Consider the following 22,470-nt stretch of genomic DNA (forward strand, 5'->3'; position numbering starts at 1 on the left):
TTACATCAGGGGAGGGAACGATCGCGCAGCCGTTCGATTTCCTCGTCCAGGCTGGCGGCGCGATTGTTGTCGGTGGCGATGCGTTCGAGCACCTGGATGCGTTCCTTGAGCGCGCGGATCTCGGCCAGCAGCGCCTTGGTCTCGGCATCGTTGGAAACCACATAGTCATGACCATTGCGGTCGCGGCGGACGCCATATTTGGCCCGGACGATGCTGCCGATCGTGACGATCAGAACGATACCGATGACCATTTCAAAGGGGTTCATGGGGAGTATCCTCTCGTTTCTCTTCTAGTTCAGCGGCGCGTCGCGCAGTTTCTCGATCTCGTCGGCGACATCGATGCCCCTATCGGTCACGATGCGTTCCAGAACGCGGACGCGCTGTTCGAGCCTTTCGGTCTGCGCCGCATATTGAGCGGCCTTTTCAGCGGTTTCGTTGGTGATCGCCTTGAGCTGCTTTTCCTTAAACTTCAGGTGACGCTCATAGGCGGCGTAGGCGATACTTGTGAGCGTGGGGATCCCGACCACAATGAAGAAGAAACCAAGGACAAAGAGATTCTGGCTCATGGCCCTTCTCCTTAGTTCGCCGGACGCCGCAGCGCCTCGATCTCGTGGCTGAGCCGGTGGCCTTCGTCGGTGACGATGCGCTCGACCACCGCCAGGCGATCCTTCACCGACCCCAGTTCGGCGCGAAGCTGCGCATTTTCCTGGCTGATCAGCTTGACGCGCTCCATCGCTTCGTCGTTGGTCTTGGGATAGACTGCCTTGCCCCAGCTGTTTTCGAGCGGGTAGCCGTTCTTGATCCGCAACCAGGTGGTCGTGACCCAGCCCGCAACGCCGAGCGCGACAATAACCGCAAGCATCGGTGCGATTTCGGTCAGGAAGATCATCTTGTCCATTTTACTGTTCCCCGTTTTCAGCGCAGGCTGTCGATCTGGTCGGCGAGCCGAGCCGCCTGGCCATTGTTTTCGGTGGCGATGCGTTCGAGAACCGAGAGCCGATCTTCCAGCCGGACAATCTTGTCGGCGAGCTTGGCATTGTCATCGGTCAGCAGCGCAATTTTTCGATCAGCGTCGGCATCGGTTCGATGAACCGTACCGCCCCATTCATTTTCGATCGGATAGCCGTGCTTGGCACGGATCCATGTGGTGAACATCCATCCGCCGATCGACAATGCGATGATGGCGAGGACGAAAGCGGGACCACCCCAGCTCATTTTTCCAATCTCCCTGTTGCCTTGTTCCTGCCCCGCACGGGATCAACGCAGTGCGTCGATCTCGTCCGCGAGGCGGCGGTTGTGGCTCGTGTAGTAAAGCTCGATATCCGCGAGGCGGCGATCGATATCGCGAAAGCGCGACTTGATGTCGCGGGTCGAAGCGGTCGGGTTGCTGCGCACGCCCTGCCAGAATTTCGCTTCTTCCTGCGATCCGTAAAGCGCGAGCGGCTTTGGCGTCCCCATCCAGGCGACCGCCCAATAGGCGATCAGCGTCCAGGGAAAGCCCCCCATCAGCGTCAGCAGAACCGCGCCGACCCGGACCCAGAGGACATCGACACCGCTATAGTCCGCGATCCCTGCACAGACGCCGCTCCATTTGGCGTTCTGCTTGTCGAGATAAAATTTCGTGCGGCTGGCAGCCATCTCAGTTCCTCCTGTTCATTTCGATCTGCGCCAATTCGTCATCGCTGCGTACCGCAGGGCGAAAATCGGGATTGTCGGCGCTGATGATCCGTTCGACGGTATGGAGACGGTTCTCCAGCCGCCGCGCCGTATCGTAAAGTTCGTCGAGCAGCTGCTCGTCCTCTCCGGTCAATGTCTTGGCCTGCTTCCACTTCGTCACATAGTGGAGGATCAGCCAGGGCAGACCGAGGAAGATCGCGGGAACCACGACGATCGGGACGATCACATCTTCCATCGGTCCGTCTCCTTACTTCTTCGCCTGGGCCGCTTTCAGCGCCGCGAGTTCGTCGGCGACCTTGTCGGCTGCCTGCAACTCGGCGATTTCCTCATCGAGCGACTTCTTATAGCCCAGACCCAGCGCATCGGCACGGCCTTCGGCCTCGTCGACGCGGCGCTCGAGCATCTCAAAGCGCGAGAAGGCGTCCTCGACCCGGTCGCCATGGGTCATTTCCCGCAGACGATAGCGGTTTTCCGCGCTTTCGAGACGGTTGACGACGCTCGACTGGCGCGCGCGCGCTTCGGACAGTTTTTTCTGAAGCTTCTGAATGTCGGCTTCATAACCCTTCAGCGCATCATCGAGCACCGCGATTTCCGCCTTCAGCCGTTCGGCCATGTCGCCGGCCTTCTGCTTTTCGACCAGAGCGGCGGTGGCGAGGTCTTCGCGGTCCTTCGACAGCGCGAGCTCAGCCTTTTCCTTCCAGCCGTCCTGCAGGCTTTCCAGCTTGGCGATGTGGCGGCGCATTTCCTTCTGATCCGCGATGGTGCGGGCGGCAGACGCGCGTACTTCGACCAGCGTTTCGTTCATTTCGAAGATGATCTGGCGGATCATCTTTTCCGGATCTTCAGCCCGGTCGAGCAAGTCGGTGACGTTGGCGGCGATGATGTCGCGGGTGCGTGAAAAAATACCCATTGAATAAACTCCTGTCGAAATTCTTCTTGAGACCTTCGTAAAAATGGCTGGTGCCGGGGCGGGGCAAGGGGGGAGAGTTGCCCCGGCACCAGTGCCGGTCAGGCCAAGGGACTGACCGCCGGGGATGCAGCAGCGGCCACCAAAGCACCGGTGGGGGACCCGGCCATCTGGGCGGCAACCGACTGGTCGATCGTGCCAACGAGGATCGCCAGCGCGCCCGCTGCGCTGAGAGCGAAGGTGGCGGCCTGGGTGAACGTCGTTTTCATGAATCTACCTTCCTGTTTTCGCTGCTCCGGCGCCTCACACGCCGGTTCGCTCAACACTATGCAGGGGGCGTGCCAATTGCCCATAACCCCAGAAAAACGAGGGTTTTTGCTTGCGCCCGATCCTTCGATCCGATTTAGCTTGCCAATCAGCGGGAAATTTTGCCAATATTTGGGAATGGAGCGCGAAACACAGTTCATCGGCCAGTCGATGGCCTTTCAGGACGCGGTCGAACGCGCCAGCCAGGCCGCGACGCTCGACCGCCCGGTACTGGTCATCGGCGAGCGCGGCACCGGCAAGGAACTGATCGCCGAGCGCCTTCACCGCCTGTCGGCGCGCTGGGACCGCCCCTATGTCATCATGAACTGCGCCGCGATGCCCGAGACGCTGATCGAGAGCGAGCTGTTCGGACACGAGGCGGGCGCCTTCACCGGCGCGACGCGCAGCCGCGCCGGACGCTTCGAGGAAGCCGACGGCGGCACCCTGTTCCTCGACGAGCTGGCGACCATGTCGATGGGCGCACAGGAACGGCTGCTGCGCGCGGTCGAATATGGAGAGGTCACGCGCGTCGGCGCCTCGCGCCCGATCCGCGTCGATGTCCGCATCGTCGCGGCAACCAACGAACATCTGCCCGCGCTGGTGGAGGACAATCGCTTTCGCGCCGACCTGCTCGACCGCCTGTCGTTCGAGGTCATCACCCTGCCCCCCTTGCGCGCGCGCGAAGGCGACATCGAGGTGCTTGCCACCTATTTCGGACAGCGGATGGCGGCGGTTCTGGGCTGGGAGGAATGGCCAGGCTTCGGCCCGCGCGCCCTGGCGGCGATGGAGGGGCACGACTGGCCCGGCAATGTCCGCGAACTGCGCAACGTCATCGAACGCGGCATCTATCGCTGGGCCGACCCCGCCAAGCCGGTCGACGCGCTGAGCTTCGACCCCTTTGCCAGCCCCTGGCAGCCCAAGGCGCGCCCGGCCGCGCCCGCGAGCGGCAGCACGCCGCCGGCCGCGCCCGGCGATGCCGCACCGGCACAACCCGAAGCGCCCGCCGCCTCGGGTACGCCGGTCAGCGATCTGCGCGCGGCGGTCGACGCATTCGAACGCCAGATATTGTCCGATACCATGGCGCGATGCCGCTATAATCAGAAGGTGGCGGCCGAGGCGCTGGGACTGAGCTATGACCAGATTCGCCACGCGCTGAAAAAGCACGGACTGAACCCGTGATCCGACGAGCCCCTTGCGGCGCGCCCGCCGCTATTGCCCCGGCAATTGCGCGGCCAGCGCGGCGATGATCGCATCCTGCGACGCGACCATGTCGGCCAGCCGGTCGCGCAGCGCATAAATGGCGGGCATCCCGTCGACCTGTTCATCGATACTGCGCTCGACATAGAGCCGGTCGATATCGGCAAGCGCCGCCGTCGCCGGGGCCCGCGCCGCCACCATGCGCGAAATCGCCTGCTGGGCCACCACCCAGCGCTCCGACCCGACCGCCGCGCCGCCGGAGGCCGCGACGAGCGGTGACGCGGCGTTGCGCTCGGCGGCAAAGGCCTGCTGCGCCGCCGCTCCATCGGCATCCCAGCGCGCGAGACGCCCGGCAAGATCGGTCGGCAGCGGCCCCGGCGGATCGACCGCGACCACCGGCGGGGCGATGTCGAATCGCCCCTCGACCGCACGCTTGGCAAGCGAGGGCGTCTGCGGCCCCTGGGCCGCAGCACAGCCCGACAACAGCAATAGCGCCGTGAGCGGCACGAGGGAAAGCGAACGCATCATCACGCCCCTGATATGGGCCGCCGACGCCGGCAGCAAGGCCGAATCGGACGGCGGAACCACGCCGCCGCCGCCCCGGCGACCCGCCCGCCCCCGCTCCGGCGCCGAACCCACGCCATCGCCTTTCACGCAATATTCGTGCAGATTATCGCCGCCGCGCCTGATTCGCGCATGGGTGCGGGCAAGTTGCCGGAAAGCACGGGAATTGGCGGTTGACAGGCGGCAGCAGGGTCGCTAGTGGCGCTGACTTTCCCGCATGCCGGAAAAATCGCCTGCTTCGGCGGGTGACTGGCGGCGCGGGCAATTTGTTTTTTGATTGGATGGAAGACCATGTTCGCAATCGTGCGCACGGGCGGCAAGCAGTATCGCGTCGCCGCTGGAGACAAGATCGCCGTCGAGAAGATCGAGGGTGAAGCTGGCGACACCGTGTCGCTGGGCGACGTCCTGCTGGCCGGTGACGGCGGCGAGGTCAAGGATGCGAAGGGTCTGACCGTTTCGGCCGAGATCATCGCCCAGACGCGCGGCGAAAAGGTCATCGTCTTCAAGAAGCGCCGCCGGCACAATTATCGCCGTCGCAACGGCCACCGCCAGTCGCTGACGCTGCTGCGCATCCTGGCCGTCGGCGAAGCCAAGAAGGCTGCCCCGAAGAAGGAAGCGGCTCCGAAGGAAGACGCTGCCCCGGCCGCCGAAAAGAAGGCCGCCGCGCCGAAGAAGGAAGCCGCCGAACAGGCCGCTCCCGCGAAGAAGCCCGCCGCCAAGAAAGCGGCCCCCAAGAAGGAAGCCTGAGCGCGAATCCCGCAGCTCGGCCCCTGGAACGAATCAAGGAGTATAGGTCATGGCACATAAGAAAGCAGGCGGTTCCTCGCGCAACGGTCGCGATTCAGCCGGCCGTCGCCTTGGCGTGAAGAAGTTCGGCGGTCAGGAAGTGATCGGCGGCAACATCATCGTGCGCCAGCGCGGGACCAAGGTGTACCCGGGCGTCAACGTCGGCATGGGCAAGGACCACACGCTGTTCGCCACCGCGGACGGCCGCGTCCGATTCCACGACGGCAAGCTCGGCCGTAAATTCGTATCGGTCGATATTATGGCGGACGCCGCCGAATAAGGGACGGTCTGCCAGGGTCGTCCACCAAGGGATGACCCGGAACGGTCCTTTCCGCCCCAAGCGGAAACAAAGTTCGAAAAGAGGGAGACGGGTCACCCCGATCTCCCTTTTTTCTTGTCCGAAATCCGTCGCTTGGCGGATGGGCGCAAAAAAGGGTCCGATCATCTCCCTCAGCATTAGACTGTCCTCAAAGCGTCACCAAATGGCGCCAGGGCGACAGGCAAATGGGAGTGACAAAAATGTTTGCGCGTACCGAAAGATTATTGCTGCGGCCCGGCTGGCACGAAGATGCCCCCGCGCTCGCCCGGGCGATCGGCGACGAGATGATCGTCCGAAACCTTGCCAGCGCCCCCTGGCCCTATCGCGAGGACGACGCCCGCGCCTTCCTCGCCGGATGGCTGGACGGCAGTCCGAGCAAGTTCCTGATGGTCCAGCGCACGACGAGCGCGCCGCGCATCATCGGCTGCATCGGCCTCGACGCGATGGCCGACGGGTCGGTCGAACTCGGCTATTGGGTCGCTCGTCCGCACTGGGGCCTCGGCTATGCGACCGAGGCCGCCCGCCATATGATCGAACTGGCCCGCACCATGGGCATCCGCCGGATCGTCGCGTCGCATTTCGTCGACAATCCCGCGTCGGGATCGGTGCTGCGCAAGCTGGGCTTTCGCGCCACCGGCTGCCGACCGATGCGCCAGAGCCTTGGGCGCGGCGCCGCTGCACCGACGGTCGAATATGTCCGCGACATCGCGGCACCGGGCAATGACGGGGGTGACAGCGACACCCCCGTCACGATGCGCGACGCCCGACGCTGGCCCGACGCGCTGCGCGAGGAATGGCGCCTGGCGGCCGCCTGACGCCCCTTCATCGGCAAGGGGCGCCAGCGCCGCGCCGTCAGCGGCCGAGCTTGCCCGCCATGCCGATGATGTCGTCCAGCGGGTTTCCATCGCCGTCAAGGTCGAGCAGGCTGCCGAGGCCGCCGAGCCCGCCGCCCGCTGTTCCGGTGGCCGAACCGCCGCCCAGCAGGCCGCCGAGCATCCCGCCAAGCCCGCCGCCGATCAGGTCGCCGAGGCCGCCCTGCGCCAAACCGCCTGCGGCCCCACCGCCCTGTTTGGCCATATAGCCCGCGACCAGCATCGCGAGCATCGGCAGCATCTTTTTCAACAGGCCGCTGTCGATCCCGGTTTCGGTCGCCGCATGACCCGCGACCGACCGGCTGACATCCTTTGATCCGAAAATCTGGCCGAGCACGTCATTGCCCTTGTCCACCGGGGTTGGCTGTGTTCCGAGCACCGCGTCGAGCAGCCCGCCACCGCCAAGCTGGCCGATCATCCCGCCCAGCCCTTCGATGCCGCCCGATTGCGCCTGTTTCTTGAATCCGCCCAGAATGGCGGGCAGCAGCGCGTCGGCGCCCTGGCGCGCGACCGACGGCGGCACGCCCAATTCCTTCGCCATCGATTCGATGCCGCCCGCCTGGGCCAGGATATCGGTCAGGTTCATCTGGTCATTCTCCCACAAAGGCGCGGATCGAAACGCGCCGACAGGCATTGTTATAGCAGCGGGCGGGCGCAGGACGAGCCGTTCATTCCCCTGTCATCCGCGCGCGTCATAAGTCAGGCTGTCGCCCCCCATCCGTTTGCGGGGCACACCGACCAAAGTGGGAGCCATGCAATGGGTATTTTCAGCAAGATCAAGGATGCCATCTTCGGCAAGAAGGCCGAGGCCGCAGAGCCCGCCGCCGCCGCGCCGCCCAGTCCCGTGGGGACCGCGCTCGACGCCGCAACCAGCGCGATGGCCGCCGCATCCAGCCCGGCGATCAGCGAAGTCGATGTCGAGGCGATTCTGGCAGCAGAGGCGGCGAAGGCCGGGCAGCCGTTGAACTGGCGCACCTCGATCGTCGACCTGATGAAGCTGCTCGATATCGATTCCAGCCTCGATAACCGCAAGGAACTGGCCCAGGAACTTGGCTATACCGGCGAGCTCAACGGCAGCGCCGAAATGAACATCTGGCTGCACAAGGCGGTGATGCGCGAACTTGCCGCGAATGGCGGCAAGGTGCCCGCCGACCTGACCGACTGAATCCAGCCTTCGCCCTCCCTCCTCCACCGAGGGAGGGCGAGCGGCTTCACGGCGCAACCGCCGGGCGGCCTGCGCGCTCAGGCGGGTGCGGGCGCTTTGCTTTTGCCGCGGCGCTACGGCCCGCCTTTCATGCCCGGCATTGACCGCGACGCTTGCCCCCTTCAGACAGGTTTCAACTGAAACAAGTGTCGCAAGGGAGCCCCAGTGTCCGCCACCATTTCTTCGCCCGTGAACCGCCGCCAAACGCTCGCCATGCTGGGCGCGGGCACAACCGCGCTCGCCCTGTCGGGCTGCGGCGCCCGCGCGGTGGAATCGGCCGTGTCGGTCCCGCCGACGGCGCCGCAGAGCCCGGCTGCCGCCGCGACGCAGTTGCTCGATTCGATCGCCGAAAATCTGCTCGCCCATTCGCCCGAGGGCGCGACGTCGCTTGGCATCGACACCGACGCGCGCGCCGCGATGCGCGGGCGGCTGACCGATCGCTCTCCCGCCGGACAGGCGGCGATCGCCGCCACGCTGAAAACCGACCTGGCGCGCGTCCGGGCCTTTGACAAGGCGGGGCTCGACCACGGCACGCGCACCAGCCTGGCGGTCGTGGAAAGTGCCTATGGCGTCGCGCTCGACGGTTTCGCGCAGCCCTATGGCGATGTCGCGGTCGGCGGCTGGCGCAACACGCCCTATGTCGTGATCCAGAATGTCGGCGCCTATCTCGACGTGCCGCGCTTTCTCGACAGCGACCATCCGGTCAAGACCAGCGCCGATGCCGAAGCCTATCTGGCGCGCCTTGGCGCCTATCCCACCGCGCTCGACGGAGAGACTGAGCGGCTGAAGGAAGCGGGAGCGCGGGGACTGATCGCCCCCGGCTTCCTGATCGACAAGGCGGTACGGCAGATGGAGGCCAGCCTCGCCGATGCGCGCCAGGGCGGCAGCCTGGTCGAAAGCCTCGTGAAGCGGGCCCGCGAGGCCGATATCGCCGGCAATTGGGGACCCCAGGCCGAAAGCATCACGCGCGGCGCGGTCGTCCCCGCGCTCGAGCGTCAGCTTGCCGAACTGAAGGCGCAACGACCAAAAGCCACCGACGATGCGGGAATGTGGGCACGCCCCGGCGGCGACGAATTTTACGCCTGGGCGCTGCGCGCCTCGACGACCACCCGCATGACGCCCGACGAAGTGCATGAAATGGGCCGTCAGCAGCTGGCCGAGCTGCACGGCCGCATGAACCCGATCCTGAAAAGGCTGGGCTATACCCAAGGATCGGTCGGCGACCGGATGAACGCACTGGCCAAGGACCCGCGCTTTCAATTCCCCGACAATGATGCCGGCCGGGAAGAGATCAAGGCCTATATCCAGACTTGGCTCGGCAAGATTCGCGCTGAGTTGCCACGCGCGTTTCGCACGCTGATGAAGGGCAATGTCGAGGTCAAGCGATTGCCGCTGGCCGAAGAACCGGGCGCGCCCGCGGCCTATGGCGGCGCGGGGTCGATCGACGGCAGCATCCCCGGAAAATTCTGGATCAACCTGCGCACCACCGATCTCCACAGCAAATATTCGCTTCCCGACCTGACGATGCACGAAGCGATTCCGGGTCATGCGTGGCAGGGTGAATATGCCAACCAGATGCCGCTGATCCGTACGATGCTGGCCTTCAACGCCTATTCCGAAGGTTGGGCGCTCTATGCCGAACAGCTCGCCGACGAGCTTGGCCTCTATGACGACTTCGAGGTTGGGCGGCTCGGCTATCTGCAATCGATCGCCTTTCGCGCCTGTCGGCTGGTGGTCGACACCGGGCTTCATGCCAAGCGCTGGACGCGCCAGCAGGGGGTCGATTTCTTTGTGAAGGAAAATGGCTCCAACCCGCTCGAGGTCGCAAGCGAGGTCGACCGCTATTGCAGCTGGGCGGGCCAGGCCTGCGGTTACAAGGTCGGGCATAGCGAGATCGTCCGCCAGCGGGGCCACGCCGAGGCGGCGCTCGGCGCGCGCTATGACCTGCGCGACTTCAACAATGTCGTGGTCGAGGGCGGCAATGTCCCGCTCGACGTGCTCGCCCAGAATGTCGACGCCTATATTGCGGCGGCGAAGGGATAATTTCGCACGCCATGGCGTAGGGCTCCGGACCCGATCCGGAGCCCCCGGGGCTGGGCAATGCCGCCCCGCGGCCGCGACTATTTGGCCTTCACGCTCATTTCGGTCGGAACCGCTGGTGCGATCGTTTGTGTCGACACACGACCGGTCGATGCGATCATGACATCGAGGAAATCGCCGCGCGCCCTTTGGCGTTCGGCCTCGTCCTTGGCGTCACGTATCTGGGCCAGCAATCCGTCGATCCGCGACTTTTGCGCCGCATAGGCCGATTTAAAAGTCGCCAGATCCTTTTCCACCCAGCCCGTACTGCTGAGCTCCACGGCCTTCAGCAGATCGCGCAGCGCCGCCTTGTCGGCGTCGGTCAAAGCCGAATTCAGCGCGTGGTTGCCGGTTGCGCCTTGGCAAAGCTTGCGCCGAAGGTCTTCGCTTTCCAGCGCCAGACAGATAAAATTGGGCTCATCGCCGCTCGGCGTTTCCAAAAGCCATTTGATCAGTACCGCCTGACGCGGCGTGATGCCCGGCACATTCCCCGGCGGCGCGGCGCCCGACAACAGCGCCGCAATACGATCGAAAAGCCGCTCAAGATGGGGGTCGAGACCGCCCTTTACCGCCCCGTCCCTGTAAACGACCTCAATCTCGCCCGCATCGACCGCCTCGTTCACCAACCGCCGAATTTCGTGCGGCGTACAGATGCTCTGATGACGTTTGATGGCCCGGACCATCGCATCAAAATCCTTGGGAACCTGGGACGGAGCGAATGTTTCGGCGCGCAGCACCGCAAACGCATCGGCAACCAGACGCTGGACCTTGCCGACCTCGGGCGAAAAGAAAAAGACGTTGGAATAATTGTCCAGCGACGAGAGCGTCGCCCCGCTCAGCAGCCCCGCCCCGGTGACGGCATTGTCCGAAGCGCTGATCAGTCCCAGCGTTGCCGTCAGCGCGCTTGTCAGGATTTCAACCTCGCGGTGGATAAAATCCATCTTCTGTGAACCGCGCCCGATCGAGGAAAAGAAGAGCTCGCAGCGCAGTTCGACCAGCGTCATGCCAAGCTTTGTCGTCTCCAGCGCCTTGACGTCCATGTCCTGCTTGTCGCCGCTGGGCAGACCCGCGTCCCACAGGTCGCGATAGCGACGGATGAAGGCGTTGGCCAACGTGGGCGATTGCAGGCGCGGATCGGTGTCTTTGATCGCGTGATCGTAAAGTATCCTGTCCGGCGCGTGGGTATCGCTGACAATACCGGGCGGCGGCACATGATATTTGTCGATCGAGGCGCACCCCGACACGAACAGAGCCAGCCCCGCAATGCCGGCGAACTTGAAACGGCCCATAAGCGCCTCCCCCAAGCCGCGCAGGCTATGCCGGGGGAAAGGACAGGCAAGTAACGATCTGATCCGCTTTGACGCGTATCAGCTATGCCAAAGGCGAATGATTGTCCGAAAATGGCGCCAGATCGGGTTCGACAAAGCCGCGCCGCGCGGCGACCGAAAAGAGCAGATCGCGGCTGTAGAAACGCAGCGGCCAGTCGCGGCGCCCCATGTCGGACAGCAGCAGCGCGTTGACGCGGCCCACGAGCGTCGTTTCGGGCGTCGCCGCAAGGAACAGCCTGACCCCGGCAACATAGGCGCGGGTGATGCTGTCGTGATAGCCATTATGGTCGTCGTTCACGCCCCCGACGCTCTCGTTGAAGCGGCAGATGATGTCAGCAATATCGGCATCGACATCGATGTCGGGGCGCTCGGCGATCAGCCACAGGCAGGCGCCGAGATGCGCCTCGTGCGTCCACGCCGCGCGCGGCAGGGTGCAGGCAAGCAAGCCTTCGCCAATTGCCCTGATGTCGTCGTCGCGTTCGAACAGGCGCGGGGAATATTCGGTTGTCATTATCCGGTCCTTCCGGGGGATTGACCACCCGGAGGAACCGGGCAGGATTATGCTGCGATGACCGCTTTCGGTGCGGCCTGGCGGACGCCTTCATCGACATGGTCCGCGAATTGCGCGAAATTGTCGATGAATTGCCCGACCAGCGTTTGCGCGGTGCGGTCATAGGCCGCCTTGTCGGCCCAGGCCTCGCGCGGATCGAGCAGGCCCGAATCGACGCCCGGCACCGCGACGGGAACCAGGAAACCGAAATTCGGGTCCTTGCGGAATTCGGCGTCGTTGAGGCTGCCGTCGAGCGCGGCGTTGAGCAGCGCGCGGGTCGCCTTGATCGGCATCCGTTTGATGCCGTCCATCGTCGCCATCCCGCCGGTCCAGCCGGTGTTGACAAGCCAGCACTGTACCCCGCCCTTCGCGATGCGATCTTTCAGCAGATTGCCATAGACCGACGGATGGCGCGGCATGAACGGCGCACCGAAACAGGTCGAGAAGGTCGCCTCAGGCTCGGTCACGCCAATCTCTGTCCCCGCGACGCGCGCAGTATAGCCGGACAGGAAGTGGTACATCGCCTGGTCGGGGGTCAGCTTCGCGATCGGAGGCAGCACCCCATAGGCATCGGCGGTGAGCATGATAATATTCTGCGGCACCGGCCCCATGTTCTTTTCCGACGTGTTCGGAATGAAATCGATCGGATAGGAACCGCGGCTGTTTTCGGCGAGGCTATTGTCGTCGAAATCAAGTTCGCGCGTTTCGGGGTCGATCACGACATTTTCGAGCACGGTACCGAAACGCTTCGTGGTCGCGAAGATTTCGGGTTCGGCCTCCGCCGACAGGCGGATCATCTTGGCATAGCAGCCGCCTTCGAAGTTGAAGACCGCGGTGTCCGACCAGCCATGTTCGTCGTCGCCGATCAGCGTGCGCGAGGCGTCGGCCGACAGCGTCGTCTTGCCGGTGCCGGACAGGCCGAAGAAGACCGCGGTATCGCCGTTGGCGCCGATGTTCGCCGAACAGTGCATCGGCATCACGCCCTTTACCGGCAGCAGATAGTTGAGGATGCCGAACACCGACTTCTTCATCTCACCCGCATATTGCGTGCCGCCGATCAGCACGAGCTTTTCGGAGAAATTAACCGCGATAACGGTCTCGCTGCGCGATCCGTGACGGGCCGGGTCGGCGCGGAAGCTCGGCAGGTCGATGACGGTATATTCGCTTTCGAACGCCGCCAGTTCCGCGGCCGTCGGGCGGCAGAGCAGCGTGCGAATGAACTGGCTGTGCCAGGCGAATTCGGTGATGACCTGGACCCCGACGCGATGCTCGGGCTGCGACCCGCCGAACAGCTGCTGGCGATACAGGCGCTCGCGCGACGCGAGATGGGCGAAGAAATCAGCCTTCAGCGCGGCAAAATGCTCGGGGGTCATCGGCACATTGGTCTTGCCCCACCAGATGGTATCGGCGGTTTCCGCGTCCTGAACGATGAACTTGTCCTTGGCGCTGCGTCCGGTGTGCTTGCCTGTGGCGACGACGAGCGGGCCATCCTTGGCGAGCATGCCCTCGCCATGACGCAGCGCATCCTCGACAAGCTGCGCCGTGCCCCAGTTTTCGGCCACGTCCGCCTGTGTCTGGACGGTCGTATCGCCGATCACCACTTTCGTCATTGTCTTCGCCTTTCTCTCATCCGCCGGGCCATTGCATAGGTATGCGACACCTGCCGAACAGAAAGGCAGGCCCGCATTTGGATGGGTGCCGACGTGACGCCGATTCCGTAGATGGCGCCCGCGTTAGCGATCCTGCCCCGGCAGGTCAAAAGATTAAAGCGCCATTTCCGCCGCCCCGCGCCGTCATCGGCACCATGCTGCGGCGACCGGTTGTCGCATGGCGCGCAATCGGTTAATTGCAGCGCCCGGGTCCGCCCAATGGAAAGATCATGACGGCAACCATCGCGCTGGTCGACGACGACCGCAACATCCTGCAATCCCTGTCGATCGCGCTGCAGGCCGAAGGCTTTGTCACGCGCGTCTATTCCGACGGCGAGGCGGCGCTGAAACCGCTGATCGACAATCCGCCCGACCTGGCGGTTTTCGATATCAAGATGCCGCGCATGGACGGGCTGGAACTGCTGCGCCGCCTGCGCGAGAAAAGCCAGCTTCCGGTGATCTTCCTGACCAGCAAGGATGACGAGATCGACGAAGCGCTGGGCCTCGCGATGGGCGCCGACGATTATATCGCCAAACCCTTTTCACAGCGACTGGTGATCGCCCGAATCCGTGCCATATTGCGCCGCGTCGAACTGAACCGCGAGGCCGCCGACGCGATCGACGAACCCGTCGCCGAACCGATCACCCGCGGGCGGCTATCGATGGATCCCGCGCGCCACAAGGTCAGCTGGGACGGCAAGGATGTGACACTGACCGTCACCGAATTCCTGATCCTCGAAACCCTTGCCGCGCGCCCCGGCATCGTGCGCAGCCGAAACCAGTTGATGGACGCCGCCTATCAGGACGATGTCTATATCGACGACCGCACCATCGACAGCCACATCAAACGCCTGCGCCGCAAGTTCCGCGAGGTCGATCCCGATTTCGACGCGATTGCCACCCTATATGGCGCGGGTTACCGCTTTTCCGACGATGGCTGAGGCACGTCCGCCCGAAGGCAGCATCGCCGAACAGGAGGAGGCGCCGCTGGTCTGGTCGGCGCGCTGGTCGCTGACCACACGCATCCTGGCGGTCAACATCCTCGCCATCGCGCTGCTGATGGGTGGTTTCTTCTATCTCGATACCTATCGGACGCGGCTGATCGACACGCGCGTCACGGTGATGCAGGAACAGCTGGCGATGCTCGATGCGGCGCTGGAAGCGGCACGCCCCGACCAGCGCCAACATCTGATCGACGCCTTTTCCCGCGCCACCGAATCGCGGCTGCGCTTTTACGCGGGCGATGGCCGGCGCCTGTCCGACAGTTTCGAGACCGGGCCGGAAACCTATACACTGCGCGATCCCGACCTGCAGCCCTGGAAACGCGACGCCGCGCGCGCGATGGACCGCGGTATCGACTGGATCGTCGGCGCCCCTTCCTATCCCGCGTTCGAGGAACCCGCGATCGACACCGCATCGGCGTGGCCCGAAGTCGTCGAGGCGCAACGCAGCGGCGAGGGCGCCAGCCGCTTTCGCTACGCCCCCGAGCGCACGCCCTTGCTCAGCGCCGCGCGCGTCGTCGATCTGGAGACGCCCGAGGTCGTATTGATGACGCTCAACGCGCGCGACATCACGCGCACGGTGCGGGCCGAACGCTTCCGGCTATCGGTCGTCGTCGCCATGGTGCTGACCGCATCGGTGCTGCTATCGCTTTTCCTGGCCCGGACGATCGTGCGCCCTCTGCGCCGCCTGGCCCGCGCGGCAGTGCGCGTGCGCCTGGGGCGCGCCCGCGAAGTCGTCGTTCCCCGCCTGCCCAGCCGCCGCGACGAAATCGGCACGCTGGCCCGCGCGCTCAGCGACATGACGCAGGCGCTGCGCGAACGGATCGACGCGGGCGAGCATTTCGCCGCTGACGTAACGCACGAGCTGAAAAACCCCATCGCCTCGATCCGTTCAGCGATCGAAGGCCTGGGGCGGGTGACGGGGGACGATCAACGCGCGCAGCTGCTCGCCATCGTCGATGAGGATGTGCGGCGGCTCGACCGGCTGGTGAGCGACATCAGCGACGCGAGCCGCATCGACGCGCAATTGTCGCGCACCCATTTCGAGCCTGTCGATGTCGGCATGATGATCGGATCGATGCTGGCCGGACGCTGCGCCCGGGCAGAGGCCGATGCCGAAGCGAACGGCGAAACCCCGCAGCCGCGCCTCGCCTTTGCCCGCCCGCGCAAGGACACGACGCTGGTGATGGGCGACGGGCACCGGCTGGAACGCGTAATCGACAATCTGATCGACAATGCGATCAGCTTTTCACCCGCCGGCGGGCTGGTGTGCATCGCCGCGACGCGGCTGGGCGACGAGGTGCATATCCGCGTCGATGACGACGGCCCCGGTATCGACCCTGCCCAGCGCGAGGCTATCTTTCGCCGCTTTCACAGCGAAAGACCCGAAGGTGAAGCGTTCGGACGCCACAGCGGCCTGGGCCTCGCAATCGCGCGAACGATCGTCGAGGGGCATGGTGGAACCATTTCGGCACGCGACCGCGACGACGGCCAGCGCGGCGCCAGTTTCCTCGTCACGCTGCCCGCCCACGATGCGAACGAAAAGGGCAATTGATCCCCGCGCCCCGTACCGCAACGAAACGGTTTGCCGCCTTGCGGCCCTGCTTCGTCGCCGGTAAGCCTGCGCCATGTTCGCCCCCGCCCGGTCCCAGTCAGAGGTTGTCAATATCCACGCCACCTGCGTCGCCGCAGGCAATGGCGGTGTCCTGATTCTGGGCCAGTCGGGCCAGGGGAAGTCGGACCTTGCACTGCGCCTGATCGATCGCGGCGCGCGGCTCGTCGCCGACGATCGCTGCGACATATGGAGCGAGCGCGGCCGCCTTTGGTGCCGCCCGCCCGAAGCCTTGGCCGGCAAGCTGGAGATTCGCGGGATCGGCATCGTCGAAAAGCCGTGGACCGCACCCGTGCCGCTGGCGCTCGCGGTCCGGCTGACCGACCGCTATGACCGCATGCCCGCGGTGGGCCAGGTCGAAACCATCGCGGGCCACGCGCTGCCCGCGCTCCTGCTGTCGGCGTTCGAAGTATCGGCTCCGATCAAGATCATGATCGCACTCGAACGGCTGGCGCCCGCAGCATGACTCAATCCGCCGATTCGCGCCTGCTGCTCGTATCCGGCCTGTCGGGGGCCGGTAAATCGACCGCGCTCAAGGTTCTGGAGGATCTGGGGTGGGAGGTTGTCGACAATCTTCCGCTCGCATTGCTCGACGCGCTGATCGATGCCCCCGCCCAGCGCGGCGAGGCGGCGCGCCCGGTCGCGGTCGGCATCGACAGCCGCAGCCGCGGCTTTCGGCCCGCCTTGCTCGTCAAGCGTATCAAGGAACTGCGCGACACGGGCGGGCGCGACATCCAGACGCTGTTCCTCGATTGCGCGGGTGCCGAACTCGAACGCCGCTTTTCCGAGACCCGGCGGCGCCATCCGATGGCAGAAGACCGCCCGGCCGCCGACGGCATCGCACGCGAACGCGAGATGATGGAATCGCTGCGCCGCTGGGCCGAGCATGTCGTCGACACGACCAAATATACAAGCAACGATCTGCAGCAGGAAATTCGCCAGCGCTTTGCCGATATCGGCGACGACGAACCAGTGCTCAATATTTTGAGCTTTGGCTTCGCCCGCGGCCTGCCCCGCAATGCCGATCTGGTGTTCGACATGCGCTATCTGCGCAATCCGCACTGGGACGCGGCGCTGCGCCCCGGCACCGGTCTGGACCCCGACGTCGCCGCCTATGTCGCCGCCGACCCCGCCTATGAAACGACGGTCGCGCAGATCGAATCGCTGCTGCTCGCGCTGCTGCCCCGCTATCGCGCAGAGGGCAAAAGCTATGTCACCATCGCGTTCGGCTGCACCGGCGGACGGCACCGTTCGGTGCATGTCGCCGACCGGGTCACCAAAACGCTTCGCACGGCGGGACACCGCCCCACTCTCAGCCACCGCAACCTTGACTCGGCCCCGCAAGATGGGCTTGAGGGCAAGCCCCCGCCCGCATCTCCCGCGCCTGGCGGTTCATCATAAGGGTTCTGCATTTCATGCCCACCGATAAAGCAATGCCGCTGCTGGGAATGGTCCTCGTCACCCACGGCCGCCTGGCCGAAGAAATGGTGCGGGCGATGGAGCATGTCGTCGGGCCGCAGCGTGCCATCGCGACCGTGTGCATCGGCCCCAATGACAATATGGAGATGCGGCGCCGCGAGATTGCCGACGCGATCCGCGCGGTCGACGGCGGGCGCGGTGTCATCATGCTGACCGACTTGTTCGGCGGCACCCCGTCGAACCTCGCGATCAGCCTGCTCGAACAGGGACGGACGGAAGTGATCGCCGGGGTCAATCTGCCGATGTTGATTCGCCTCGAAAGCGCGCGCAAGACGATGGAATTGCGCGAAGCGGTGATCGCGGCGCGCGAGGCGGGACAGAAATATATCTCGGTCGCGTCCGAAATGCTGGGAGTGGGGCCGTGAATGAAGTCAGCGAGACGGTCGAAATCACAAACCAGCGCGGCCTGCACGCGCGCGCGAGCGCCAAGTTCGTCACCTTCGTCAGCCGCCTGCCCGAATGCGTGACGGTCGAGGTTGAAAAGGGCGGCAGCCGCGTCAACGGCACCTCGATCATGGGGCTGATGATGCTTGGCGCAGCCAAGGGCGACAGCATCACCATCCACACCAAAGGCGAAGGCGCCGACGCCGCGCTGCTGAAGCTTGTCGGGCTGGTCAAGGACAGTTTCGGCGAGGATTGATCCCTTGGTGGGCTTTTCAGGCCCGGTCGGAACGCCCCAGCGCGGGCACGGCGCCGCCAGTCGCCAATAGCGCGTAAAAAGGAAAAGCCATGACGGGCCGCCGTTCCACAATCGAAAGCCTGTCGAACCCGCTGATCAAGCGGATGCGGTTGCTGCGCGAAAAGCGCCACCGCCGCGCCGAGGGACTGTTCCTCGCCGAAGGGCTGCGCATCGCCACCGAAGCGCGCGAGGCCGGAGTGCTGCCGCAATGGCTGTTCCTGGCAGCCGAGGGCGCTGCCCATCCGCTCGCCCGCGCGCTCGCAGAGGCGACGATGGCGGCCGGGGGCGAGGTGATCGACACGACGCCAGCAATCCTGTCCAAATTGTCGGGCAAGGATAATCCGCAGACGGTCGTCGGCATTTATGCCGAGCCGGCCACCCGCCTCGCCGATCTCGACCGGATGACAGCGCCGATCTGGCTGGTCGCCGAACGTCTGCGCGACCCCGGCAATCTCGGTACGATGCTGCGCACCGGCGACGCGGTCGGCGCGGGCGGACTGATCCTGCTCGACGAGAGCACCGATCCCTATGCCGTCGAGGCGGTGCGCGCCAGCATGGGGGCGATTTTCACCCAAAGGCTGGTGCAGGCACGCTGGGACGACTTTCACACCTGGTTGCGCAGCGGACCGGGCGAACTGGTCGCGACGTGGCTGGGCGACGACAGCATCGATTATCAGGCGGCGCGCTATGCCGCGCCGACCTTCATTCTGGTCGGCAATGAATCCCAGGGATTGCCGGCCACCTATGCCGCCGCCGCCGATCAGCGGGTCAAGATGCCGATGATGGGCAAGGCCGACAGCCTCAACGCCGCGGTCGCCGCCGCGGTCATGGCCTATGAAGTGTTGAACCAGCGCCGCCGAAGCTGAACGCTGCCCGATCTTTTCGTTCAGGAACAGGCCAACCCGCGGCTATTATCGGGCCAGCCCTCCCCCCAGACAACTGAACGGAAAAAATGCACATCATGTCCAATGTCCCGACTTTCATCGCTGCGATCGCCGCCGTCAGCCTGGCCGGTTGCACCGCCGCTGCCGGTACGCCGCGGGTGCCGGGCAACAAGCCGGCGCCCGACACCTATATGGCGGTCGGCACGGAACCTGGCTGGACACTGGAAATCACGCCCGATCGCCTGAATTACCATGGCGACTATGGCGAAACGAAAATCGCCGTCCCCAACCCCGGCGCGCGCGCGTCGATGAACGGCCGCGCCTATGTCACCGACCGGCTGTCGGTGGTCGTCAAACATGCGCCGTGCAGCGACGGGATGAGCGACCGCCGCTATGCCGACACGGTGCGCATCACCGCCGACGGCAAGACGGTCAAGGGCTGCGGCGGCGCGATCCTGGCGCCCGACACGCTCGCGGGAACGAATTGGACCTTCGTGTCGATCGCCGGAAAGCCGGTGTCGCCCGACCGCCCGACCTCACTCGCCTTCGAAGGCGACCGGATGAGCGGCAGCGCTGGCTGCAATCGATTTGGTGGTGGCTATGCGGCGGACGGCAAGACGCTGACCCCCGGCCCGCTCGCGTCGACCATGATGGCGTGCCCGGGTGCCGGCATGGAGCAGGAACGTGCCTTTTTCGACCTGATGGAAGGCCCCGTCACGCTGGACTTTCCGGCCAACGGCGCACTGGTCCTGACCGGCAAGGACGGCAAGACAGCGGTGCTGCGCCGCGTGATCTGACGCGCCCGGCCACGGCCTGTCCCGCTTGATTGCAGTCGGGTGGGACAGGTGTCGACGGCGCGCGCCTATTCGCCGTCGTTGACCGCCGCCGGGCCGCTCGCCAGCTTCGCCAGCGGGCGCGCTGCCTGTTCGGCAACGGGCAATACCGGAATCTCCTTACCCCCCGTTTCGATGTCGAGCGCCTCGAAACGCTTGGCCTGGGTCAGCACCTGACTTTCGAAGCTGCCGACAAAGGCGTTGTAGGCGCCGGTCGCCTGATCCAGATTCTTGCCCACCCGTGCGATATGCGCGCCCATCACCGCCATGCGTGCATAAAGCTCCTTGCCCAGCGCGGCGATCTCGCGCGCTTGGCCGGCGAGCTTTTCCTGCCGCCACACCGCCGCGACGGTACGCGCGATGGCGATCAAATTGGTCGGGGTCGCGAGCAACACCTTGCGGTCAAAGGCATAGTCCCACAGCTCGTGATCATGATCGAGCGCAGCAGCCAGAAAATGCTCGCCGGGGACGAACATCACGACATAATCGGGCGCGTCAGGGAACTGGTTCCAATAGGCCTTGGCGCCAAGCGCGTTGACATGCGCCTTCATCGCTGCGGCGTGCGCGGCAAGATGCGCCGCCTTTTCCGCCTCGTCGACGGCGCCGAAGGCATCCTGATAGGCGTTGAGCGAAACCTTGGCATCGATGACCAGGCTCTGCCCGCCGGGCACCTTGACGACGACATCGGGGCGCAGCCGCCCGCCGTCGCCGTCCGCCATGCTCACCTCGGTCTGGAAATCGGCATGTTCGGAAAGCCCGCAGCTTTCGAGTACGTTGCGCAATTGCTGTTCGCCCCAGCGGCCGCGTGCCTTGGGCGCGTGGCGCAGCGCGTTGACGAGCTTTGCCGCCTCGCTCGACACCCGCTCGGTGCCCTCGCGCATCGCGGCGATCTGGCCGCTCAACAGGCCAAAGGCGTCGCGGCGTTCGGCCTCGACCTTGGCTACCGCCTGCTCATATTTTTCGAGCCGGTCGTGGACGGGGTGCAGCAGTGCCTTCAGATTCTGCCCGGCGCTTTCCTCGCTCTGCTTGAAGCGCGCCTCGGCGCGGTCGAGGAACGCCTTTTGCGCCTCGCCCAGCATTGCCTGCCCCACTTCGCGAAACTGGGCGGTGAGCACGCCTTGCGCTTCCTTCAATTGCGCGATCTGCGCGTCATGTGCGGCATCGCGCGCGCGCTGTTCGGCGAGAAGCGCCGACAATTGCAGGTCTGCCGCCTTGCGCGCCTCGCCCTCGGCCGCCAGATCGGTCACGGCCGCCTTGAAGCGTTCGGCAAACCCGTCCCGCTCGGCCTTCAGCCCGCCTGCCTGCCGCCCGGCGAACAGCCAGCCGATCAGGGCACCAAGAACAAGCGCGGCTAGCGCAGCGAACAGCGAGACCATATCCATGAACGGAACATAGGACGAACACCAAGCGCTTGGCTAGGGACTAATTGGCGATAGGGCCGGCGGCGCGTGTTCGGCAGGGCTCATCCGCCCGAGCACATCCGCTATAGCCGCGACCATTCGGCAGCGGCCACTCCGTCAAAGGGCAGGATCGCCCGATACGCCTCCACCCCCGGCGCGCCGGCGATCGTCACGCCCTGGGTCAACAGCCAGTAATGGCGCACGATTTCCGCCTGCTGTTCCAGCCCATAGCGCGCCAGCGGCCATCCCGGTTTCAGGCTGTAGCCATATTGCGCGAACGGATGGCGCATCAGCACCAGATACCAGCGCCCGCGCGTCTGCGCCTGCCACACATGCACCATTTCGTGGATGAACAGGCCCTTCAATGCCTGCGACGCGGCGCCGAAATCCTCGCAATATAGATCGCCGTGCGGGTGGAAATGCAGCACCCCCATCGGCGCCATCACCACCCGGCGCGGTTGAAAGAATATCCACTTCGATCGCGACACGCGCACCCGGTCATAGGCGATTGCGTCGCCGAACACGCTGCGGGCGAGCGCGATTTCACCTGTCGTCAGGGAACGCGCGTGACGCGCCACGCCGGATTATTTCTTGGCCGCCGTTTCGCCGCCATGGTCCATCGCGCCATGGCCCATCTCTTCACCGGCAGCGCCCGCCGCAGCTTCCTTGATCACCATGTCGAACAGGATGCGTTCATTATTGTTGTTGGTGAAGACGAACTGCATCGGCAGCTTGCCCGCGCGCACCGCGGCGGGGTTGATGTTCCAGATCATCAGATGCTTGCCGCCCTGCTTGAACACCAGCTCGCCCTTTGCCGGCACCTCGGCGCGCAGCAGCGGCTTCATCGTCATCACGCCGTTTTCCTTGACGCTTTCGTGCATCTCGACCCGCTGGGCGAGGTCGGCGGTGACGGCCATCAACTCGACCGTGCGGGGGCCGCCCTGGACACGAAAATAGCCGACGGCGGGGCGGTCGGGGGTGGCGCCCATCACGATATGGCCGCTCACCACATTCAGCGGCTTGGTCTCGCCCAGTTTTTCTCCGCATCCCGAGAGCGTCAGGGCAGCAGCGGCAAAGGCGGCGAGGGGCAAGGGTTTCATTTTGGGAGGACTCCGTAAAAGCGCCGAAATTTCACCCTCCAGAT

The 22,470-nt window shown here is 65.0% G+C and carries 30 protein-coding genes; 14 read left to right on the forward strand and 16 right to left on the reverse strand.

Translation table 11 applies throughout. The annotated features are described in order from the left end of the window. Positions 1-5: 5 nt before the first annotated feature. From U0S50_RS02410 to U0S50_RS02445, 8 genes are all read right to left on the reverse strand, one after another. Positions 6-266: a hypothetical protein gene (locus tag U0S50_RS02410; protein ID WP_322307141.1), complete on the reverse strand. Its 261-nt coding sequence runs from the start codon at positions 264-266 to the stop codon at positions 6-8. 24 nt (positions 267-290) lie between these two features. Next, positions 291-566: a hypothetical protein gene (locus tag U0S50_RS02415; protein ID WP_322307142.1), complete on the reverse strand. Its 276-nt coding sequence runs from the start codon at positions 564-566 to the stop codon at positions 291-293. Positions 567-577: 11 nt separating this feature from the next. Continuing rightward, positions 578-889 (reverse strand): hypothetical protein, encoded by a 312-nt coding sequence (locus tag U0S50_RS02420; RefSeq protein ID WP_322307290.1) that lies wholly within the window; start codon positions 887-889, stop codon positions 578-580. A 26-nt stretch (positions 890-915) separates the two neighbouring features. Further along, complete coding sequence (locus U0S50_RS02425) at positions 916-1,215, reverse strand: hypothetical protein (RefSeq protein WP_322307143.1); 300 nt, start codon at positions 1,213-1,215, stop codon at positions 916-918. A 42-nt stretch (positions 1,216-1,257) separates the two neighbouring features. Continuing rightward, entirely contained in the window at positions 1,258-1,638 is a 381-nt protein-coding gene (gene pspC, locus U0S50_RS02430) for an envelope stress response membrane protein PspC (protein WP_322307144.1), read from the reverse strand. Position 1,639: 1 nt separating this feature from the next. Beyond that, positions 1,640-1,912 carry an envelope stress response membrane protein PspB gene (gene pspB / locus U0S50_RS02435; RefSeq protein WP_322307145.1) on the reverse strand — a complete coding sequence of 91 codons (273 nt, stop codon included), beginning with the start codon at positions 1,910-1,912 and terminating at the stop codon, positions 1,640-1,642. A 12-nt stretch (positions 1,913-1,924) separates the two neighbouring features. After that, positions 1,925-2,587, reverse strand: a complete 663-nt coding sequence (gene pspA, locus U0S50_RS02440; RefSeq protein ID WP_322307146.1) for a phage shock protein PspA — start codon at positions 2,585-2,587, stop codon at positions 1,925-1,927. A 98-nt stretch (positions 2,588-2,685) separates the two neighbouring features. Continuing rightward, positions 2,686-2,853 (reverse strand): hypothetical protein, encoded by a 168-nt coding sequence (locus U0S50_RS02445; RefSeq protein ID WP_322307147.1) that lies wholly within the window; start codon positions 2,851-2,853, stop codon positions 2,686-2,688. A gap of 175 nt (positions 2,854-3,028) precedes the next feature. On the opposite strand from U0S50_RS02445, the gene pspF reads away from it, so the two are divergent. Then, positions 3,029-4,069 carry a phage shock protein operon transcriptional activator gene (pspF, locus tag U0S50_RS02450; RefSeq protein WP_322307148.1) on the forward strand — a complete coding sequence of 347 codons (1,041 nt, stop codon included), beginning with the start codon at positions 3,029-3,031 and terminating at the stop codon, positions 4,067-4,069. A gap of 30 nt (positions 4,070-4,099) precedes the next feature. Here pspF and U0S50_RS02455 read toward each other — a convergent pair whose 3' ends face one another. After that, complete coding sequence (locus U0S50_RS02455; protein WP_322307149.1) at positions 4,100-4,615, reverse strand: hypothetical protein; 516 nt, start codon at positions 4,613-4,615, stop codon at positions 4,100-4,102. Positions 4,616-4,942: 327 nt separating this feature from the next. Here U0S50_RS02455 and rplU point away from each other — a divergent pair, with 327 nt between their 5' ends. The 3 genes from rplU to U0S50_RS02470 all read left to right on the forward strand — a co-directional run bounded on the left by rplU (position 4,943) and on the right by U0S50_RS02470 (position 6,571). Further along, positions 4,943-5,398 carry a 50S ribosomal protein L21 gene (rplU, locus tag U0S50_RS02460; protein WP_322307150.1) on the forward strand — a complete coding sequence of 152 codons (456 nt, stop codon included), beginning with the start codon at positions 4,943-4,945 and terminating at the stop codon, positions 5,396-5,398. A 49-nt stretch (positions 5,399-5,447) separates the two neighbouring features. Beyond that, complete coding sequence (gene rpmA, locus U0S50_RS02465) at positions 5,448-5,717, forward strand: 50S ribosomal protein L27 (RefSeq protein WP_322307151.1); 270 nt, start codon at positions 5,448-5,450, stop codon at positions 5,715-5,717. 239 nt (positions 5,718-5,956) lie between these two features. Further along, positions 5,957-6,571, forward strand: coding sequence for a GNAT family N-acetyltransferase (locus U0S50_RS02470; RefSeq protein WP_322307291.1), 615 nt, complete (start codon positions 5,957-5,959; stop codon positions 6,569-6,571). Positions 6,572-6,608: 37 nt separating this feature from the next. Here the strand turns inward: U0S50_RS02470 and U0S50_RS02475 are convergent, their stop codons facing one another. Beyond that, the gene (locus U0S50_RS02475) at positions 6,609-7,214 is read right to left on the reverse strand and encodes a DUF937 domain-containing protein (protein WP_322307152.1); all 606 of its coding nucleotides are present in this window, start codon (positions 7,212-7,214) and stop codon (positions 6,609-6,611) included. A 171-nt stretch (positions 7,215-7,385) separates the two neighbouring features. Here U0S50_RS02475 and U0S50_RS02480 point away from each other — a divergent pair, with 171 nt between their 5' ends. Continuing rightward, positions 7,386-7,793, forward strand: a complete 408-nt coding sequence (locus tag U0S50_RS02480; RefSeq protein ID WP_322307153.1) for a DUF3597 domain-containing protein — start codon at positions 7,386-7,388, stop codon at positions 7,791-7,793. A gap of 252 nt (positions 7,794-8,045) precedes the next feature. Continuing rightward, positions 8,046-9,875, forward strand: coding sequence for a DUF885 domain-containing protein (locus U0S50_RS02485; RefSeq protein WP_322307292.1), 1,830 nt, complete (start codon positions 8,046-8,048; stop codon positions 9,873-9,875). Positions 9,876-9,952: 77 nt separating this feature from the next. On the opposite strand, the gene U0S50_RS02490 is transcribed toward U0S50_RS02485, so the two are convergent. The 3 genes from U0S50_RS02490 to U0S50_RS02500 form a co-directional block, all read right to left on the reverse strand. Continuing rightward, complete coding sequence (locus tag U0S50_RS02490) at positions 9,953-11,200, reverse strand: hypothetical protein (RefSeq protein WP_322307154.1); 1,248 nt, start codon at positions 11,198-11,200, stop codon at positions 9,953-9,955. An 82-nt stretch (positions 11,201-11,282) separates the two neighbouring features. After that, the gene (locus U0S50_RS02495; protein ID WP_322307155.1) at positions 11,283-11,750 is read right to left on the reverse strand and encodes a hypothetical protein; all 468 of its coding nucleotides are present in this window, start codon (positions 11,748-11,750) and stop codon (positions 11,283-11,285) included. A 47-nt stretch (positions 11,751-11,797) separates the two neighbouring features. Continuing rightward, on the reverse strand, positions 11,798-13,399 hold the full coding sequence (locus U0S50_RS02500) for a phosphoenolpyruvate carboxykinase (RefSeq protein WP_322307156.1): 1,602 nt from the start codon (positions 13,397-13,399) through the stop codon (positions 11,798-11,800). Between the two features lie 269 nt (positions 13,400-13,668). Between U0S50_RS02500 and U0S50_RS02505 the strand changes: the two genes are divergently transcribed. The 8 genes from U0S50_RS02505 to U0S50_RS02540 all read left to right on the forward strand — a co-directional run bounded on the left by U0S50_RS02505 (position 13,669) and on the right by U0S50_RS02540 (position 19,890). Then, positions 13,669-14,379, forward strand: a complete 711-nt coding sequence (locus U0S50_RS02505) for a response regulator transcription factor (RefSeq protein ID WP_322307157.1) — start codon at positions 13,669-13,671, stop codon at positions 14,377-14,379. Next, positions 14,372-15,994, forward strand: a complete 1,623-nt coding sequence (locus tag U0S50_RS02510; protein WP_322307158.1) for a sensor histidine kinase — start codon at positions 14,372-14,374, stop codon at positions 15,992-15,994. Before U0S50_RS02505 ends, U0S50_RS02510 begins: the two co-directional genes overlap by 8 nt. 73 nt (positions 15,995-16,067) lie before the next feature. Next, the gene (locus U0S50_RS02515; RefSeq protein WP_322307159.1) at positions 16,068-16,517 is read left to right on the forward strand and encodes a serine kinase; all 450 of its coding nucleotides are present in this window, start codon (positions 16,068-16,070) and stop codon (positions 16,515-16,517) included. After that, entirely contained in the window at positions 16,514-17,452 is a 939-nt protein-coding gene (gene rapZ, locus U0S50_RS02520) for an RNase adapter RapZ (RefSeq protein ID WP_322307160.1), read from the forward strand. Before U0S50_RS02515 ends, rapZ begins: the two co-directional genes overlap by 4 nt. A gap of 38 nt (positions 17,453-17,490) precedes the next feature. Then, a complete protein-coding gene (locus U0S50_RS02525; protein ID WP_322307293.1) occupies positions 17,491-17,895 on the forward strand; it encodes a PTS sugar transporter subunit IIA in 405 nt (134 codons plus the stop codon). After that, positions 17,892-18,170 carry an HPr family phosphocarrier protein gene (locus tag U0S50_RS02530; protein ID WP_322307161.1) on the forward strand — a complete coding sequence of 93 codons (279 nt, stop codon included), beginning with the start codon at positions 17,892-17,894 and terminating at the stop codon, positions 18,168-18,170. The genes U0S50_RS02525 and U0S50_RS02530 overlap by 4 nt, the downstream gene beginning before the upstream one ends. Positions 18,171-18,259: 89 nt before the next feature. Then, positions 18,260-19,075, forward strand: coding sequence for an RNA methyltransferase (locus U0S50_RS02535; protein ID WP_322307162.1), 816 nt, complete (start codon positions 18,260-18,262; stop codon positions 19,073-19,075). An 86-nt stretch (positions 19,076-19,161) separates the two neighbouring features. Beyond that, positions 19,162-19,890, forward strand: coding sequence for an META domain-containing protein (locus tag U0S50_RS02540; RefSeq protein WP_322307163.1), 729 nt, complete (start codon positions 19,162-19,164; stop codon positions 19,888-19,890). Positions 19,891-19,955: 65 nt separating this feature from the next. Here U0S50_RS02540 and U0S50_RS02545 read toward each other — a convergent pair whose 3' ends face one another. The 3 genes from U0S50_RS02545 to U0S50_RS02555 all read right to left on the reverse strand — a co-directional run bounded on the left by U0S50_RS02545 (position 19,956) and on the right by U0S50_RS02555 (position 22,426). Continuing rightward, complete coding sequence (locus tag U0S50_RS02545; RefSeq protein WP_322307164.1) at positions 19,956-21,308, reverse strand: DNA recombination protein RmuC; 1,353 nt, start codon at positions 21,306-21,308, stop codon at positions 19,956-19,958. A gap of 101 nt (positions 21,309-21,409) precedes the next feature. Then, positions 21,410-21,904 carry a vgr related protein gene (locus tag U0S50_RS02550; RefSeq protein ID WP_322307165.1) on the reverse strand — a complete coding sequence of 165 codons (495 nt, stop codon included), beginning with the start codon at positions 21,902-21,904 and terminating at the stop codon, positions 21,410-21,412. Positions 21,905-21,910: 6 nt separating this feature from the next. Next, positions 21,911-22,426, reverse strand: a complete 516-nt coding sequence (locus U0S50_RS02555; protein ID WP_322307166.1) for a copper chaperone PCu(A)C — start codon at positions 22,424-22,426, stop codon at positions 21,911-21,913. Positions 22,427-22,470 lie beyond the last annotated feature (44 nt).

It is taken from the genome of Sphingopyxis sp., assembly GCF_034380315.1.
GTDB lineage: Bacteria > Pseudomonadota > Alphaproteobacteria > Sphingomonadales > Sphingomonadaceae > Sphingopyxis.